Origin of the sequence: Streptosporangium sp. NPDC006013, from assembly GCF_040614275.1 — a bacterium.
In the GTDB taxonomy this organism is placed as follows: Bacteria; Actinomycetota; Actinomycetes; order Streptosporangiales; family Streptosporangiaceae; genus Streptosporangium.
Genome location: NZ_JBEXUE010000197.1, coordinates 1 through 17348, shown reverse-complemented (window position 1 = coordinate 17348; position 17348 = coordinate 1). Strand labels below are relative to the sequence as shown.

General features: G+C 68.0%; 13 protein-coding genes and 1 pseudogene. 12 read left to right on the top strand and 2 right to left on the bottom strand.

The window, feature by feature from the left end; translation table 11 throughout:
* The 11 genes from ABZ260_RS27085 to ABZ260_RS27035 all read left to right on the top strand — a co-directional run.
* Nucleotides 1-640, top strand: a 640-nt coding sequence (locus tag ABZ260_RS27085) for an MFS transporter (RefSeq protein WP_355623145.1), incomplete at its 5' end; no start/stop codon positions are given.
* Nucleotides 641-906: 266 nt separating this feature from the next.
* Complete coding sequence (locus ABZ260_RS27080; RefSeq protein ID WP_355623142.1) at nt 907-1785, top strand: hypothetical protein; 879 nt, start codon at nt 907-909, stop codon at nt 1783-1785.
* A gap of 231 nt (nt 1786-2016) precedes the next feature.
* On the top strand, nt 2017-4023 hold the full coding sequence (ftsH, locus tag ABZ260_RS27075) for an ATP-dependent zinc metalloprotease FtsH (protein ID WP_355623139.1): 2007 nt from the start codon (nt 2017-2019) through the stop codon (nt 4021-4023).
* Nucleotides 4024-4136: 113 nt separating this feature from the next.
* A complete protein-coding gene (locus ABZ260_RS27070; RefSeq protein ID WP_355623135.1) occupies nt 4137-4730 on the top strand; it encodes a nucleoside triphosphate pyrophosphatase in 594 nt (197 codons plus the stop codon).
* Nucleotides 4731-4817: 87 nt separating this feature from the next.
* The gene (locus ABZ260_RS27065; RefSeq protein WP_355623132.1) at nt 4818-5591 is read left to right on the top strand and encodes an EI24 domain-containing protein; all 774 of its coding nucleotides are present in this window, start codon (nt 4818-4820) and stop codon (nt 5589-5591) included.
* 499 nt (nt 5592-6090) lie between these two features.
* The gene (locus ABZ260_RS27060) at nt 6091-7449 is read left to right on the top strand and encodes a site-specific integrase (RefSeq protein ID WP_355623130.1); all 1359 of its coding nucleotides are present in this window, start codon (nt 6091-6093) and stop codon (nt 7447-7449) included.
* Between the two features lie 100 nt (nt 7450-7549).
* Entirely contained in the window at nt 7550-9331 is a 1782-nt protein-coding gene (locus ABZ260_RS27055; RefSeq protein ID WP_355623127.1) for a hypothetical protein, read from the top strand.
* Nucleotides 9328-11436, top strand: coding sequence for a hypothetical protein (locus ABZ260_RS27050; RefSeq protein ID WP_355623124.1), 2109 nt, complete (start codon nt 9328-9330; stop codon nt 11434-11436). The genes ABZ260_RS27055 and ABZ260_RS27050 overlap by 4 nt, the downstream gene beginning before the upstream one ends.
* Nucleotides 11433-11873, top strand: coding sequence for a hypothetical protein (locus ABZ260_RS27045; RefSeq protein WP_355623121.1), 441 nt, complete (start codon nt 11433-11435; stop codon nt 11871-11873). The genes ABZ260_RS27050 and ABZ260_RS27045 overlap by 4 nt, the downstream gene beginning before the upstream one ends.
* A gap of 439 nt (nt 11874-12312) precedes the next feature.
* Complete coding sequence (locus tag ABZ260_RS27040) at nt 12313-14235, top strand: AAA family ATPase (protein ID WP_355623119.1); 1923 nt, start codon at nt 12313-12315, stop codon at nt 14233-14235.
* 124 nt (nt 14236-14359) lie between these two features.
* Entirely contained in the window at nt 14360-15448 is a 1089-nt protein-coding gene (locus tag ABZ260_RS27035) for a DUF4192 domain-containing protein (protein WP_355623116.1), read from the top strand.
* Here ABZ260_RS27035 and ABZ260_RS27030 read toward each other — a convergent pair.
* On the bottom strand, nt 15415-15753 hold the full coding sequence (locus tag ABZ260_RS27030) for a hypothetical protein (RefSeq protein WP_350928959.1): 339 nt from the start codon (nt 15751-15753) through the stop codon (nt 15415-15417). The genes ABZ260_RS27035 and ABZ260_RS27030 overlap by 34 nt on opposite strands.
* A 192-nt stretch (nt 15754-15945) precedes the next feature.
* On the opposite strand from ABZ260_RS27030, the gene ABZ260_RS27025 reads away from it, so the two are divergent.
* Nucleotides 15946-16548, top strand: coding sequence for a DUF1707 and DUF4870 domain-containing protein (locus ABZ260_RS27025; protein WP_355623113.1), 603 nt, complete (start codon nt 15946-15948; stop codon nt 16546-16548).
* Between the two features lie 21 nt (nt 16549-16569).
* Here the strand turns inward: ABZ260_RS27025 and ABZ260_RS27020 are convergent.
* Nucleotides 16570-17348 (bottom strand): annotated as a pseudogene (locus ABZ260_RS27020) (ATP-dependent DNA ligase); the annotation flags it as partial.

Below are 17348 nucleotides of genomic sequence, written 5' to 3'. Positions count from 1 at the left end.
GGCCGTGCGGCCCGCGCGGACCGGTGGCGCCGCCTCGCGGGCCCTCGGCGTGCTGTGGAGCGCCGCGCGTACGCGCCCCTTCTGGCTGCTCGCAGGGGGGTTCGCGATCTGCGGGATGAGCACCAACGGCCTGGTGGGCACCCATTTCATCCCCGCCGCCCACGACCACGGCATGGCCGAGCCGGTCGCCGCCGGGCTGCTCGCGCTGGTCGGGATCTTCGACGTGGTCGGCACCGTGGCGTCCGGGTGGCTGAGCGACAAGGTCGACTCGCGCGTCCTCCTCGGCGCCTACTACGGGCTGCGGGGCCTGTCGTTGATGGCCCTGCCCAGCCTGTTCGGGGCCACCGCCGAGCCCAGCATGCTGGTCTTCATCATCTTCTACGGCCTCGACTGGGTGGCCACGGTCCCGCCGACCGTCGCCCTGTGCCGCCAGATCTACGGTCCCGACGGGGCTGTGGTGTTCGGCTGGGTCTTCGCCTCCCACCAGATCGGCGCGGCGGTCGCCGCGGTCGCCGCGGGAGTCACCCGTGACCACTTCGGCGCCTACGACCTCGCCTGGTACGCCGCGGGGGCGCTCTGCTTCGCCGCCGCGCTCATGTCGGTGGTCATCACCAGGAAGCAGGCATCCTTGAAGGTCTGACCTCCTCCCTGTCCGGAAGGGACGGGCAGCCAGGCCACGGCCGCCGGGTGGACAGGTGTGGAAGGTACTCGTTCCCGAAGTGTGATGGGGATCCCGCACGGGAAAACCGGATTTGTCGTACGCTCCCGATCGTGCTCGATGGGTTGGGTGGGACTCAGGGGACCCGGGAGACGGGTCCCGCGCCGACATATGTGACCGCCGAGGCGGAGACGTCGGAGTTGCCGAAAATCGTGGTGGAGAGCCCCCCGAAACCATCGGACTCACCGGTGAGGCGGTCCCGTATCGGCGACCTGCCGATGCGAGTGATCTACCGCATCCTGGCCGTGGGCGTCGCGCTGGTCCTGGCCGCCGTCGCGGCCGTGGTCGGTTTCGTCTCCTCGGGCTCCTCAGATCAACCGGGCGGGGGAAAGACGGGGCAGATCGCCGCGCCATCTGCCGCGCCACCCTCGCCCGGTCCGGGCTCGCCGGAGCCGTCGACCCCGGTGTCAGCCCCGGCGTCCGCCTCGGCGTCGGAGCAGGCGTCCCCGTCGGAGAGTCCTGCCGAGACGGCCGCTCCGTCCCCCTCGCCCGAGGGCTGGGAGCCGGCCCCCGACCGCAGCGCCGTCATCGCGGCCCTCGCCGACCCCCGGGTGCCCGAACTGCCGCGTGACAAGCGGCTCGGCCGGCTCCCCGGCAAGGCGTACAAGAGCAAGCGCCGCATCGAGGACGACAGGTCGGGGGTGTCGCTGATCCGTTTCGGCAAGCCCTGGAAGGTCTTCGGCGCGTCGCCGTTCTCCACCAAGCAGGTGCTGCCGAAGGTGAAGGGGATCGCTCACCGGGCGATGCTCGTGAGCTGTCCGGTGCCGATCCTGGTGCAGCGGAAGGCGAAGGACACCGCGCTGCTGGCGGCCCGGTGGACACTCAACCACCACCCCAAGGGCAGCAGGATCGCCTGGGTCGCCTCGCAACCGATCAAGGACGGCTGGCTGCTCGCCTACCGGGTGAAGTACAAGATCAAGAGCAAGACGCGCTCCTCCATGGCCGCCCTTGCTGTGGTCGAGGCTCCCGGAGCCAAGCCCGCGATGCTCTTCGTGACGATCCCCGACACCCAGAGCAAGCGCTGGCGCGATATCAACACCGCGGTCTCCTCCCTCAGATTGGAGTAAGCCCCATCTGGGCAGGAATCGCCATATCTATGTGATCTGGTGAAACTCGGGGGAATTTCACGGCAGGCCGCTCCATCGTCACCCGCGCGACGACCTCCCGCCCGCTCGCCGGGCGCGAGGCTCCGGGTTCGGGGCGCAGGCGAAGGACGGTCTCGGTTCGAGAGCCCGGACTGAGCCGGGTGTCCTGGGCATCCGTCCAGGCAGGCTCCCCCAGCCGTCGAGGGGGAAGTCTTGAAGCGACCGGCGTCTCAGGAACGCAAGGGATCTGACCAGGACACGGCCGACAAGCAGCGCGGATCCAAGCCCTGGCGGTCCGAGGGCCTGCCCGACGGGCCGCCCGCCCCGCAGCGTCCGAGGATCAACTGGGTGCGTTTCCTGGTGACCATGCTCATCGTCTACGCGGGCTTCTTCATCGTCTCCTCGTTCTTCGGCGAGGTCACCGAGCCGATCTCCTACACCCAGTTCACCGATCAGGTGCGGGCGGGGAACGTCAAGGACATCTACGCCACGGGTACCTCGATCCAGGGCACCCTCAAAAAGCCCGCCCGCGACCCTGACAGCGGCAACGCCGAGTACGACAAGTTCTCCACCGAGATACCGGTCTTCGCCGACCAGGCCGCCCTCTACCGGCAGCTCACCGCGACGGGCGTGAAGATCAAGGCCGAGCCTGTCGGCGGCCGGAGTTTCCTGTCCAACCTGCTGCTCTCCCTGCTGCCGGTCCTGTTGCTGGCGGGCCTGTGGATCTGGTTCATACGGCGCTCGGCGTCCGCGATGGGCGAAGGGCTGGGTGGTCTCGGCGGGCTCGGTGGCCTCGGCAGGTCGAAGGCGGCCAAGCCGGTGGAACCGGCCAAGGTCCGGGTCGACTTCGACGACGTCGCGGGCATCGACGAGGTCGAGAACGAGGTGGCCGAGGTGGTCGACTACCTCAAGGACCCCGACAAGTACCGGAGGCTGGGGGCGAAGCTGCCCAAGGGGGTGCTGCTCACCGGGCCGCCGGGCACCGGCAAGACACTCCTCGCCCGTGCCGTGGCGGGCGAGGCGGACGTGCCCTTCTTCTCGGCGAGCGCCTCGGAGTTCATCGAGATGATCGTGGGGGTCGGCGCCTCACGGGTACGCGAGCTGTTCGACGAGGCTCGCAAGGTCGCACCGTCGATCATCTTCATCGACGAGATCGACGCGATCGGCAGGGTCCGCGGCGGCAGCACCATCGGTGGCCACGACGAGCGCGAGCAGACCCTCAACCAGATCCTCACCGAGATGGACGGCTTCACCGGTTCCGAGGGCGTCATTGTGATCGCCGCCTCCAACCGGGCGGAGGTCCTCGACCCGGCGCTGCTCCGTCCTGGCCGGTTCGACCGTACCGTCGTGGTGTCGGTGCCGGATGTCGAGGGGCGGCTGGCGATCCTCCGGGTCCACAGCAGGGGCGTGCCGCTCGCCGACGACGTGGACCTGGAGCGGCTGGCCAGGACCACCCCCGGCATGACCGGTGCCGACCTGGCCAACCTGGTCAACGAGGCGGCGCTGCTCGCCGCCAAGCGCGGCCACGACAGGGTGCGCGCCCCCGACTTCGCCGACGCGCTGGAGAAGATCCTGCTCGGTGCGGCCCGCGCCGTCGTGATCCCGCAGGAGGAGCGCAGACGCACCGCCTACCACGAGGCCGGCCACGCGCTCCTCGGTATGCTCCAGCCCGGCGCCGACCCGGTCAGGAAGGTGTCGATCATCCCGCGTGGGCGGGCGCTCGGTGTCACGCTCTCCACGCCCGACACCGACAAGTACGCCTACGACGAGAAATACCTGCGCGACCGGATCGTCGGTGCCCTCGGCGGCATGGCGGCGGAGCAGGTCGTCTACGGGGTGATCACCACCGGCTCGGAGAACGACCTGGAGCAGGTCACCGTGATCGCCCGCGGCATGGTCGGCCGCTGGGGCATGTCCGCCAGGATCGGCCCGCTGAGCGTGCTGCCCGGCGCCGCCGACGGCCAGCCCGCCGCCGCCCCCGACACCCTCGCCGCGGTGGACCAGGAGGTCCGGCGCATCGTGGACGAGTGCTACGAGGTCGCCATGGCGGTCCTGGCGGAGAACCGTGAGCGCCTGGACGGCATCGTCGCGGCCCTGCTGGAGCACGAGACCCTCGGCGAGGCGGAGGCGTACGCCGCCGCGGGCCTTCCGCGGGGCGCCGCCCCTGGACTTCCCCCTTCGGGACCGCCCCCGCAGCTGCCGCCCTCGCCCCACGCCTGATCCGCGAGCCGCCGCCTGGGCACGCTGCCCGCGGCCTTTGACCGTACGCCCGGCCTGCGGAGGCCTTCGCCCGCGGCGAGGGGACGGCGGGAGCCGCGCTAGGCTCGATCGGCGTGACCCAGATCGTTCTCGCCTCCGCGTCCCCTGCCCGCCTCGCCCTGCTCCGCAGCGCCGGACTCGATCCTAAAGTGATCGTCAGCGGTGTGGACGAGGAGGCCGTCACCGCCGACAGCCCGAGCGAACTCTGCCTCGCGCTGGCCCGTGCGAAGGCGGCTGTGGTGGCCGAGGGCCTGACCGACGGTCTGGTCATCGGCTGCGACTCGGTGCTGGAGCTCGACGGCCGGGCCTACGGCAAGCCGTCCTCTCCGGCGGAGGCGGTCGCCCGCTGGCGGGGCATGCGCGGCCGCGAGGGCCGTCTGCTCACCGGCCACTGCGTGATCGACGCCGCGGACGGGCGCGAGGTGGCGGAGGTGGGCGCGACGGTCGTGCGTTTCGGTACCGCCACCGACGACGAGATCGCCGCCTACGTCGCCACCGGTGAGCCTCTCCACGTGGCCGGAGCCTTCACCCTGGACGGCCGCGGCGGCTGGTTCGTCGACGGCATCGACGGCGACCACGGCAACGTCCTGGGCATCTCCCTGCCCCTGCTGCGCCGCCTCTTCGCGGCCCTCGGCGTCTCCGTACCCGGCCTCTGGCAGCGCGCCTGACGGTCCAACCCGGCCCGCGTCCGCTTTCGCCCGTAAGGGCGGTGAGGAGCAGTCCCGGTTGACGTCCGATCCCGATAATCTTCCGCCATGGGTCATTTCCGCTCCTTTCTGGACGGCATCGGGTTCTTCTTCCAGGGACTGCGCTGGGTCGCGCGATATCCGCGCTGGTGGCTGTTCGGGTTGATCCCGGCGCTGATCGCGTTCGTCCTCTACGCGGTCGGCCTCTACTTCCTCGGCAAGAACGCGCTGGACATCGCCGCGTGGGGCACGCCGTTCGCCGACGGATGGAGTGAGGCGGCGCGGACCGCGCTGCGCGCGCTGGTCGGGCTGGTGCTCTTCGGCACGGGGCTGGTCCTGGCCGTGGTGACCTTCACGGCGGTCACCCTCATCCTGGGCGACCCCTTCTACGAGAAGCTCTCCGAGAAGGTGGAGGAGACCTACGGGGAGGTGCCGACAGGGTACGAACTCCCGCTGTGGAAGTCGATCCCCAGAGCCATCAGGGACAGCCTGGTCACCCTCGGCTGGCTGTTGCTGTTCACGATCCCGCTGTTCTTCCTCGGCTTCGTGCCGGTGGTCGGGCAGACGGTGGTTCCGGTCCTGGGCGCCCTGGTCTCGGGTTTCTTCCTCACGATCGAGCTGACCGCACTGGCCCTGGAGCGCAGGGGACTGGCGCGCAAGAGCCGCTTCGGCCTGCTTCGCGCGAACAAGGCCCCCGCGCTCGGCTTCGGGGTCCTGCTCTTCCTGCTCTTCCTCGTCCCGTTCGTCGCGATCATCGCGATGCCTCCCGCCGTGGCCGGTGCGGCCATCATGGTCCGCACCCGGCTGGCCCCGGCCCTCCTGTCGGCAGAGAGGACGGGATGAGAGGCGCCTGAGGAGGCGCCCGGCCGTCGCGCGCCTCGCCCCGGGCGCCGCGATCGCATGAGGGGGACGGTCCGGCTGTGGACGGCCGCACGCTCCGTCCACAGAAAGGAGTTCGGGCCGAAAGACACGGGAGCGGGTCCGGGAGGCTTCCGGCCATGACAACAGAGAGCCCGGACTCGCCCGAGTCCCTGTTCCCGCCGGTTTCCCAGCCCCGGCTCCTGCTCGGCTCCACCGAAGACGTCCTGGGCGCGGTCCCCTACCTGCTGGGGTTCCATCCCTTCTCTCCATGGTTCGTATCTGTCTCAGGTAAGCCCGGGAGATCTCCGTAAGTTTTGCGATGATCGCCAATCTCGGTTACGCAGCGTCGTTGAAAATGTCTCTCGGGTGAGATGTGGAGATCTTCTATGTAGACCGGAAGGCGGCGACCCGATGGCCGGTACCGGATGGTCTGGACGTTAGCGAACTGCTCGACTATCGGACGCTGCCAGACGGTCTGCCCGTGTTGCTGGATGAGCGGATGCGGCCGGTGGAGCCGGTATGCGGCTGGTTTCGTACGCTCGCCGACAACAAGCAGCCTGAGACGATGCGTGCCTACGCCTACATCGTGCGTCGCCTGGGCGAGTTCCTCGCTGCCCGGGGTACTGATCTGCTGTCGGCGACCGAGGCGGACCTGGTGGCCTACCGGCGGGCGCGCACCGAGCTGGATGACCGTCCGATCGACGAGGTGACTTGGGACCGTGAGGCCGTCGTCATCAACTCGCTCTACGGCTATCTGATCGACCAGGGGCTGGTCCGGCGCCGGCCCTACCGGATGACCGCAGCCGGCCAGCGCAACTCGCTGCGGAGCAGCATGAGACGCGAGATGCAGATCCGGCACATGGCCGTCGAGCAGTATCTGTACTTCCGTGACGTCGGCCTGGGCGGGCAGCTTCCCGACGGGAGCGTGAACGAGGCGTTTCGCGGGTGGGCGCCGCACCGCAACCGGGCCGCGCTGGAGCTGGCGCTGCTGACTGGGATGCGGCTGCAGGAATGGTCGACGCTACTGCTGCCGGAGCTGGGCGAGGGCTGGCGCCGCCCCGGTGAGTCAGTGGAGTTCGAGCTACAAAAGTGCGCTAAGTACGAGATGGCCCGCACCGTCTACGTCCCGCCGGCGGCGCTGGCGATGGTGGAGACCTACCTGATGCTGGAGCGTCCCGACATCGTCGAGGTGTCGGCCGCCGCGCTGGCCCGCCGCCGCGACGAGATGTTCATGGTCACCAAGATCGACGTCGAGCGGGGCCGGCTGCATGGCCGATGGGAGGGGCGGCGACGCTCGTTCGCGATCTCGGCGCTGGATCCGCGGATGCGGCGGGCCGCGATGCGCGAGACCGATGCTGGGCTGGAGCCGCTGGCGGTGTTCGTCGGCCACGGCGGGCAGATGCTTGGCCCGTCCTCATGGGACCGGGTCAGGAAAGATGCCTGGTCACGGATGCGGGCGCATGCCGATCAGCCGGGAGTGCCGATGCTGCCCGCCCGCCCCTGGCGCTTCCATGACGCCCGCCACACCTTCGCCCTGCAGCTGCTGAAGTATCTAAACCGCACCCGCGTGCAGCAGGAGATTGAGCAAGACCACGCCCGGGGGATGGTCACGCTCAGCGAGCACGTCGCGCTTCACCCGGTGCTGACCGTCCAGCGTCGGCTCGGGCACAAACGGCCGTCCAGCACCTACGCCTATCTGCGGTATCTGGAGGATCCGATGAACTACGTCGATGCGGCGTTTCGGCAGTGGGCCGAGCACGACGGCGCCACCTACGCCGACATCGCCCTGCGGGCGCTGGAAGCCGACCGCAAGGAGGGCGGCGATGCCGAGACGCGGTGAGCACCGGCATGTCGCGCAGCCAGAGCCGCCCGAAGCGCCGCTTACTCGGATCGGAGTGCGCCAAGTGGTCGTCAGGGCAAAGCGCCGTGATCCCCGTCCGGTGACGGTCGTACTGGATCCGGGCCAGTTTCGCTGTTCGGCGCTGGTGGCTGAGTTGGCCGATGAATGGGGCGACTACCTGGCCCTGAACCAAGGCACCTGCACGGCGGCCTATGTCTACCGGCAGGCGATCAGGTGTTTCGCGACGTATGTGGATGAGCGCTGTGAGGCACCGCATGTGGTGTCGCTGGCCAAGGACAGCCCCGATCCGGCGTCCTTGTTACGGGAATGGATGCGGCACCTGCCGGCCGGTTACCCGCCCGGTTCGGTGGTGCCGTCGCGTTTGGCTTGGCATATGCGGACGCTGATCCGGCTCCGCGGTGAGCGGGACGAGACGTTGCTCACTGACGGGCTGCGGCGGCTGCTGCTGGCACCTACGCGGGTCCGGGAAGGCACAACGAAAGAACTTGATGAATTCTCCCGAAGCGAGAAGCAGGCGATGATCCGCGCGGCGTGGGCTGATGTCCGTGCGCTGGAGGAGAGGCTGGCCCGAGGCCAGAAGATGATCGAGGCCGCGCAGGGGCATCCGGACCAGCACGGGTGGCTGAACCCGGCGAACCTGCTCTGGGCGCTTGCCGAGGGGCAGATGAGCTTTGCGGAGCTGGAGCGGCTGCCGAGCTTGAAAGAGTGGCCGCAGGAATTGCGTGAGGTGGCGGAGTGGCGCGGCATACGGCTCGTCCCAGCCTGGTGCAGGTATCAGCTGGCCGTGTCGCTGGCGGGCTTGCTTTATCTCCGCGCTGGAGATCTTCAGGCCTTTCGCCTTCTTCTGGGCGCGGCGACTGGGCATTCGCCGGAGGAGATCACTGGATTGCGGGTCGGTGATGTGGAGTTCACTCCGTCAGGAGTTCGGCTCACCCTGGTGAAGAGCCGAGCCCACACGGTCCGTCACCGCTTGTTCTCCGACCATGAGATCTTCGCCGACTCCCGCAGCGGCGGGCCGAACGCGGCCGAGGTGATCCGGCGTCTTTTGGCTGTCACCCAGCGGGCACGAGCAGACTCCGGGCTTGATCCACTGTTCCTGCGGGTGTCCATCGCCCCAGGCTGGAAGGTGAGGTTCGCCTCTTATGACAGCAACACGCGCGACCTCGGGTTCGGCAACTGGGTCGACTCCCGCGGCTTGGACATCTCCAAGCCGCGGGATCTGCGGCGGATGCGCAAGTCGGTGAAGGTGGAAAAGGCGATCGCCATGCGCGGGGTGGTCTCCGACATCGCCGACGACCATACTCCCGAGACGTTTTTAGGACACTACGCGCACGGCACCACGCTGCATGTCATTTCCGGACGTGTGGTGAACAACGCGCAGCGGGCATGGCTGGAGACTGCGCTCAGCGGTCCGACCGTCGTCGGCGAGGACGCCGTCGCCGACCTGGCGGAGCCCGACGCGCGTGCCTTCCTGGGGCTGTCTCGTGATCAAGCCGAGCAGCTCATCGCCGGGGCGCTGGACATGGGGGTGACCGACTGCCGTGATCCCCTCGACTCCCCTTACAGCAAAAAGGGCGAGGTATGCGCGGTGGCGCCGCTGCGCTGCCTGGAGTGTCGCAACGCCTTCATCTTGCCGTCCAACCTGCCGCAACTGCTGCTGTTCGCCGATCATCTGGAACGGCTCAGCCACCGACTGGCTCCCCAGCATTTCCACCTCCTATGGGGGCAAAGCCGCACCAACTTGAACGCGGTCCTCAGCGAGCGGACCGCTGTTGAGATCACTGCCGCCCGCCGCCAGATCGAGGAGCAAAGACTCAGTCTTCAGCTGCCGCTGGCCGCCCACACGGAGTTCGACCGATGAACCACGGCGATGCTGAAGGCATCCCTTTGACCAGCGCGGTCTTCGCCGACGACGAACCGGTCTTGCAGTCGCATCCGCTGGTCGACGGTGTCGCGGTCCCGGTCTTCGCCGATGCCCTCTCCTGGTCGCTGGAGGCGACACGCAAGCCCGCCAACCTTCCCCCATCCCACTGGCGCATCCAATTCGCCAACTTCGACGCGATCTGGGGACTACGGGCGCGAGAGATCGCGATGGCGCTGCTCAACCCCGAGCATCCGACGGTGGTGGCGGCGAAACTTCACCTGGACCCGCAGCCGGCCCAGGTCACCACCGTCAGAGGTCACGTGCATCGTCTGACCATGCTGGCCAGATGGGCAGCCGAGCGGGGACTGTCGCATGATCTGCGGGCCTGGCACCGAGATGAGGCCCGGGCGTTCATCGAGCGCCGCCGTCACGAAGGAGTAGCCTCCAGCTCGCTGGTGTCCTTCGTCGGCACGCTCAGGCTGCTGCACAAGCTGGGGCCGCTGCTGACCGGCGGAGGTCTGGCCGCCGACCCCTGGCCAGGGCGCACGAACAGGCAGGTTGCCGAGTACGCCCCGACGGAAGCGGTCACGACGCGTAACATTGCCCCTGAGGTGTGGTTCGCGCTGGTGCGCGCCGCATGGACCTATCTGAGTGTGTTCGCACCCGACATTCTGGCTGCCCGCCGCCGGCACCGGAAGCTGCTGCAGGAGGCCGTGCGCAGCTCAGTCCAGCTGGAGCGTCATCTCGACATCTACCTGGCCGATCCTGCCAACCGGGTTCCACTGCACACCACATGCTCTCCCGTTCATTGCGTGCCGGACACTCCGAACTGGCACCTCACGGCCCTGCTGCTGGGCAGCCACCCTGATATCAAGCCGTTTGGCCGGGGAACGTCATCGGTGCTCAGGGCACGGACGAAGGTCGAAGCGGCGGTCGCGGCAGGACGCGGGGTCAGCGGCGGGTTGCTGGGCGAGTACGTGGTTGTTGAGCGTCCGGACGGTTCTGCCGGTCCGTGGCATCCCGGGCTCTGCCCCCGGACACTGGCACAGGAGTGTCTGGCGCTGCGAGGGGCCGCCTACATCTTCGTCGCGGCGTTGAGCATGATGCGGGACTCGGAGATCCGGGAGATCACCCGAGGTTCGGTGGTGGAGCACTACGGAGCACCCGCGCTGGTCTCGACCAAGCGCAAGCTGGATACGAACCGGCCGCGTGAGCACTGGTGGATCATCGAGCCGGTCGCTGAAGCCATCGCGGTCGCCGAGGAGTTGTCCTCGCATGAGGAACTGGTTTTCGCCTCCGAGCCGACCGCGGCCAGGGTCGGCGGCTTCGACAGCAGGAGCACGGTTCTGGGTTTTATCGACCACGTCAACAGCAGCACCGACTTCCACGGCCTGCACATCCCGGCGGGACGGGTCACCCCGCACATGCTGCGCAAGACGATGGCGATGCTGACCGGCACCGAGCCTGGCGCGGAGATTGCCTTGGGGATCCAACTCAAGCACGTCGCCACCCGGATGTTGGCCAACCGTGTCACCCAGGGATATGCGGCCACCGACACCGCCTGGAGCAAGATGCTGGACAATGCCGTCGACCAGGCTCGTTTCACTCGGCTGAGTGAGTTCTACGATGACTACCACGCTGGCAAGACCATCGGGTTCGGCCCCGGCGTCGGCAAGGTCACCGCCGCGTTCGACGCCGTCAAGGAGGCCGCCCGGGAACGGGAGGCCAATGGTCTGGCCCGCCAGGGGGACGCACGGGTGGAATACGACCTGCTGCGCAAGGCCCGGATCTCAATCCGGTTCGGCACTCTCAACCACTGCACCATGGACGACAACAACCCTGTCGGCGCCAAGTGCCTGGAGGACGAGGTGATCGTCCCCGACGGCCATCGAGGACCGCTGCAGGACCGGTGCCGACCTGGCCGGTGCGCCAACAGCGTCATCGGCCCCGAGCATCTGCCGATCTGGACGGCGGAGAAAAACAGCCTGCTGAGGCTGCTGGATGTCGGCAAGTTGCCGCCGCCGCGCCGGATTGCGCTGCAACGCCAGCTCGACGACGCCCAAGCCGTCATCGACCGCACCGAGAGCAAGAAGACGTCGTGAGCGTGTCACCGGCGGCCGAGAAAGCACTGAGGGAAGCGATGGCCCGCCTGAAGACCGGGCGGCCCCTGCACACCGACGGGGCGTTCACCAAGGAGAACCTCTACAAGGAGGCCAGGGTCAGCCGGGCCACCATGAACCGGGCCGGTGAGATCATGGCCGAGTGGGACGCCCACGTGGCCGAGTACGGCCGCCGCACCAAGGGCGAGGCCCGCCGCGACACCGAGGCGGAGGGCCTGGCGGAAAAGCTGAAGGACAAGACCGCCGAGTGCGTCAAGTTACGCAAGAGGCTGGAGGCCGCCGCCACGGTGATCGCCGCCTTGCACCACGACAACCAGGCGCTGCGCGAGCACCTGGACAGCCGCACCGGCAAGCTCGCCGACTTGGCCACCCGCAGGGAGGAGAGCCGCGGCGGGCCCGCCGTCATCGGACCACGCTGATTGACAAAATGTTGCGGCGGTCGCAATTCCGAGTGCTACATGCGACCGTTTACCCCGGACTCTTGCATCGATACACCGCAGCCACGCAAACCTCGGAAATATCGACCAATGGGGCATATGGCAGCAATTGGGGACGAGAAGCTTTCTAGAATGGAGTTCGGCACCTTCTTTGCAGCCTTGGTCGTCTGGGGGCGGATTCTGCCCAAACATCGGCCGAGCACAAAGCGTGGTGAAAAGTGTCGGTGAAGACGAGTACGCTCTCAGGTCAAGCGAAAGCCCCGGCGCATGCGACGGGTGTCGCGCGCCGGGGTCTGTCTTGCTCGCAACTGGACGATACCTCAGGCCAATGCCCGTGCCACGAGTAGGTATCGAGCTGTGATTTTGCGCCGCGCCGCCCGTTCCGCCGCCGGGGCCCTACATCCCCCAGAGGAGGGGCGCTATGCAGTTGCTGCGCGCGCACGTCACCAACTACCGGCCGACCGAGGATTCCGGCGAGTTCGAAATCGACCCCCAGGTCACCTGCCTGGTCGGCAAGAACGAATCCGGCAAGACCTCGATCCTTCAGGCGATCTACCGGACCAACCCGATCACGCCGGCAGACTTCGACGAGGTCCTGGACTTCCCGTCCAAGCTGACCCGGCAGCTCAAGCGCAAACCCGACAGTCGAATCACCGCGATCAAGGCGACGTTCAGTCTGACGGATGAGGAGATCGCCGAGATCGAGGACGACCTCGGCCCCGGTGCTCTGACCGGCCGCATCCTTACCGTGAACTACGGTTACCGCTACCGCGCTCGCACCTATGGCTTCAGCTCCGACGAGGCCGCGATCGTTAAGCACCTGCGGGGGCAGCTGGACATTTCCCTCCCCGTTTATCCGAAAGTGACTCGCGCTGCCACGCTCGCCGACTTCCTCGCAGCGATGGAGGAAATCGAGGGACCCTCCGGGGCCATCCAGAAGATGATCAGTCGTATTCGCAGCTGGCGCAAGCAGGACGTCGACTGCTATCTGATTGACGAACACTTCAAGCGTTTGCTTCCGAAGTTCGTCTACTTCGGGGACTACGACATCATGCCGGGCAAGGTCTCCGTCCCCGACCTGATCGAGCGTCGCGCCACGGGCGCTTTGGAGATCGGGGAGCAGGCTCTGCTATCGCTGTTGAACCAGGCCGGTGCCAACCTGGAGGAGTTCGGCCAGACCGACAACCATGAACGGCTGATCCGCGAGGCCGAGAACGCAAGCAACGCCATTACCGATGAGGTGTTCGACTTTTGGTCGCAGAACAAGGAACTGGAGGTCGAGCTCAGGATCCTTGAGCCGGAGCCGAACGCGCAGCCGCCGCTGCATCGTGGCCCGATCCTGCAGGTCCGAGTCCGCAACAGCCGGCACCGGGTGACGGTCCCCTTCGACGAGCGCTCGCGCGGGTTCGTGTGGTTCTTCTCCTTCCTGGCCTACTTCACCGACCTGGAAGACACCAACGACGGGAACCTGATCCTGCTGCTCGACGAGCCGGGCCTGTCCCTACACGGTCGCGCCCAGGAAGACCTGCTACGGCTCATCGATGAGCGGCTTGCCCCCGAGCACCAGGTCATCTTCACCACCCACTCGCCGTTCATGGTCGACCCCGCCCACCTGGATCGGGTCCGCACCGTGATGGATCACGACGGGCACGGCACCAAGGTGTCCGCCGAGATCTTTAAAGCCGACGACGACACCGTCTTTCCGCTGCTGGCGGCCATGGGCATCGAGCTGACCCAGACCTTGTTCATTGGCGAGCACAACCTCCTGCTGGAAGGGCCCAGCGACCTGATCTACTTGGACATCCTCACCGATGCCATCGAGGCCCAAGGCAAGCTTGGTCTCGATCCTGCCTGGATCAAGATCCCCATCGGCGGCGCAGGGAAGCTGTCCACCTTCGCCACCCTGCTTGGCGCCAACAAGCTCGACGTCGCCGTTATGGTCGACTCCAGCACCACCGGCGTCGGCGCCATCAAGCGCCTGCGTGACAACGGACAGCTTCGCGACAAGGCCCTGATCGAGATCAGCGAGTTCACTAGCGCCAACGACGCTGACATCGAGGACCTCTTCGAACCGGACTTCTACCTCGACCTGGTCAACCGCGCCTACAGCAAGGACCTGCCCACCCCGATCACCATCGTCGACCTCAACCCGAACGACCCGCGGATCGTTCGGCAGATCGAGACCTACTTCCGCGCCAACGGCATTGCCGGCGGCAAGTTCAGCCACTACAAGCCGGCCGCTGTCCTCATGCGTGAGCAAAACACCCTAGTCCCGAACATCAGCGCCACCACCCTCGCCCGCGCTGAGCAGCTGTTCCGCAGAATCAACGACCTGCTGCCCTAACCGGAGCTGGCGTGAGGGGGACCGCAAAGCGGCCCCGCACGTCAGCAACGCGCAGGATCAGACCAGCTACACCTGAACCGCAAGCACTACAACGCCTCGGAGCTCGCAAGACTCCAGATGTCTCATGAGACACACGGATTCTGGAGAATGGACCGCGGAGAGCCTGGTCGTCATCGGCCTCACGGGCGGTCTGCCCAGGAGCAGGCTGCACCTCACCGCCCGATGGGACCTGCCCCTGGCGTCCGGCGGTCTCGGCGACATCGTTCCGCTCTTCCGGAAGGAGAAAGTCACGCAGGTCGTCATGGTCGGCTATGGTCCAGGCCCGCTGGTGACCCCGGCCATCGACGAGGCCGGTGCACTGTTCCGCAGGGGCGGTCTCACCGTCGTCGACGCGCTCCGGGTGGAGGACGGCCGTTACTGGTCGTACGGCTGCTCACGGACCGACTGCTGTCCCGTCGAAGGCGTGCCGTACGAGCGGCGGGCCACCGTCGTCGCGGCCGAGGCGACCCTGCACGGACTGGTCGCGTGGCCGGACAGGCAGGCACTGGAGCGCTCACTCGACCCGGTCACCGGGGCCGCGCGGGTGGCCATGCGTGAGGCGACGGGCCGCCTCATGGAGGAGTTGAGCGGCAGGCTCGCCGGATGTCGTGACGCCGACGGGCTCGCGGTGGAGTTCGTCGCGGAGGGGGTGACCAGGGTCCGCGAGGCGATCGCCACCTACGCCTCGGGCGACCGGCTCGACGACGATCAGGCGGCCAGACTGGGGCTGGACCTGGCGGTGATCAGGGTTCGCGACGAGGCGTGGGCGCTGGTCACCGACGACGGGCATGACGCGCATCTCAAGCTCTGGCACGACCTCACCCGGAGGCTGGAACCGAGGTTCGTGCCCCCGGCCGCCTCGCTGCTCGGCCTGGTCGCCTGGCGGCGGGGCGACTCCGCGCTGGCGGGCGTCGCCCTCACCCGGGCGCTTGAGGCCGATCCCGGCTACTCGATGGCTCACCTGCTCATGCACGCGATCCACCACTTGGTCCCGCCACACGCCCTCAACGACAGGATGCCCAGCCCCGAGGAGCTGGACCAGGAGATGGGCAGCCCCAGGATGGCCTGGCTGCTCCCGATGGCCGCGTTGCTGGAAGAACCCGGTGGCCCCGCGCACGATGCGACCACCGGGTTCCTGGCTCAGCCCTCCGCGCGCTTCTGGCGCTCGTTGTAGGCCCTCATCCGGGGGGGATAGCCGGTCAGTTGCACGTCGTAGACGGGCAGGGCCAGGTCGCGGGCCACCTTGCGAATCACCGCGGGGGAGCCGACCCGGCGCCGGGTCCATTCGCCGTCGTCGGCGACGGCCACCGCCGTGGTGTCGGTCGCGAACGTCTCCGGCTCGACGTAGAACTCCACGCCCCGGCGTGACTTCGCGAAGGCGATGAGCGTCTCGATGTCGGCGTCGGTGGCATCGCGGTCGAACTTGGCGATTTTCGGCCCGCGCTTGCGCCTCAACCCATAGCGATCTCGCCATCTCATGTCTCTTTGTATACCTCTCCTGCTCGATCCGCGGTGAAAGGCCAAGGGTCGGTTTCAGGGGCCTATAGGGGTTCATCCTGATATACGGGGCCGACAATCTGGACGAGCATTGAGGTCGAAGAGGCGACGAAAGGGTATCGGTCTCATGGCAGGCACAACGGCATCGGTGGGTCAGTGGCACGGGGAGTGCCGGTGAGCGGCCCTGGGCCCGGTCACGCGGAGCTCCGGGTCAGCAACCAGGATCGTGAGCGGGTGGTCGAGCACGTCCAGGCCGCCTATGCGGAGGGAAGGCTCGACAAAGCCGAGTTCGACGACAGGCTGGAGCGGGCGATGACGGCCCGCGTGCACGGCGACCTCATGCCGATCATGAACGAGCTGTACGGTACGCAGCCGGTCCGGCCCGCGTTCCAGCCACCGGTCACGCCCCAGGCGGCGTACGGCCACCACGGCCACCACGGGCACCTCGGCAGGCGGGGTGGCGACACCGGAGCGGAACGTCTGGGCGCGGCGGCGGCGCACATGCTCCCGCTGGTCGGCCTGCCCGTCCTCGGCCCGGCGGTCATGATGCTCACTGCGGGCAAGACCTCGCCCTACATCCGGGCACACGCGGTGGAGGCTCTCAACTTCCAGCTGACGCTGATCGCGGCCACCATCGTGCTGGCGATCACGGTGGTCGGCGTCGTCCTGACGCCGCTGCTCTGGATCGGCGGCGTGGTGCTGTCCGTCATCGGTGGCGTCGCGGCGATGGGCGACGGAGACTTCCGCTACCCCCTCACGCTGCGCCCCGTGAAGTAACCCGGTGAAGGCCGGGAGGCGTCAGAGCATGAGGGAGCGGACCATGTCGACGGTGTCGGCCTGGTCCGCCGTCTTGTCGGGGCGGTAGCGGATGACCCTGGCGAAGCGCAGAGCCATGCCGCCGGGGTAGCGGCTCGACTGCTGCACGCCGTCGAAGGCGATCTCGACGACCAGCTCGGGGCGGACGGTGACCGTCCAGCCGTCGGTGGGGCCCTCGGCGATGCCGAGGAAGCGGTCGGTCTGCCAGGCGAGCAGCTCGTCGGTCAGGCCCTTGAAGGTCTTGCCGAGCATGACGAACCCGCCGCGCGGGTCGCGGGCGCCCAGATGCAGGTTGGAGAGCCTGCCCTCGCGGCGGCCATGGCCCCATTCGGCGGCCAGGACGACGAGGTCGAGCGTGTGCCGGGGCTTCACCTTGATCCAGCCGGCTCCGCGCCTCCCGGCGGCGTAGGGCGTCAGGAGCGACTTGACCACCACGCCCTCGTGACCGCCCCTGATCGCGTCCTTGAAGAACGCCTCGCCGTCCGCGACGTCGCCGGTGACAAGACGCGGGGTCACCAGCTCCGGGGGCACGGCCGCGGCCAGGGCCGCGTGACGGTCCGCACCCGGCAGGTCGAGCAGGTCGGCGCCGTCGACCCGCAGCGCGTCGAAGAAGAAGACGCTCAAGGGGGTCTTCTCACGCGCTCGCGGCACGTCGGTGCGGCTGGACACGCGGCCGGAGGTGACCTGGAAGGGCTCGGGGCGGCCGTCGGGGCGCAGCGCGATGACCTCGCCGTCGAGAACCAGGTCGCTGGAGGGCAGGG

What these genes read in the sequence shown, in the direction of transcription:
- ABZ260_RS27040 (WP_355623119.1), top strand. Translation starts at nt 12,313, where the DNA reads ATGCAGTTGCTGCGCGCGCACGTCACCAACTACCGGCCGACCGAGGAT.
- ABZ260_RS27035 (WP_355623116.1), top strand. Translation starts at nt 14,360, where the DNA reads ATGAGACACACGGATTCTGGAGAATGGACCGCGGAGAGCCTGGTCGTC.
- ABZ260_RS27050 (WP_355623124.1), top strand. Translation starts at nt 9,328, where the DNA reads ATGAACCACGGCGATGCTGAAGGCATCCCTTTGACCAGCGCGGTCTTC.
- ABZ260_RS27065 (WP_355623132.1), top strand. Translation starts at nt 4,818, where the DNA reads ATGGGTCATTTCCGCTCCTTTCTGGACGGCATCGGGTTCTTCTTCCAG.
- ABZ260_RS27030 (WP_350928959.1), bottom strand. Translation starts at nt 15,753, where the DNA reads ATGAGATGGCGAGATCGCTATGGGTTGAGGCGCAAGCGCGGGCCGAAA.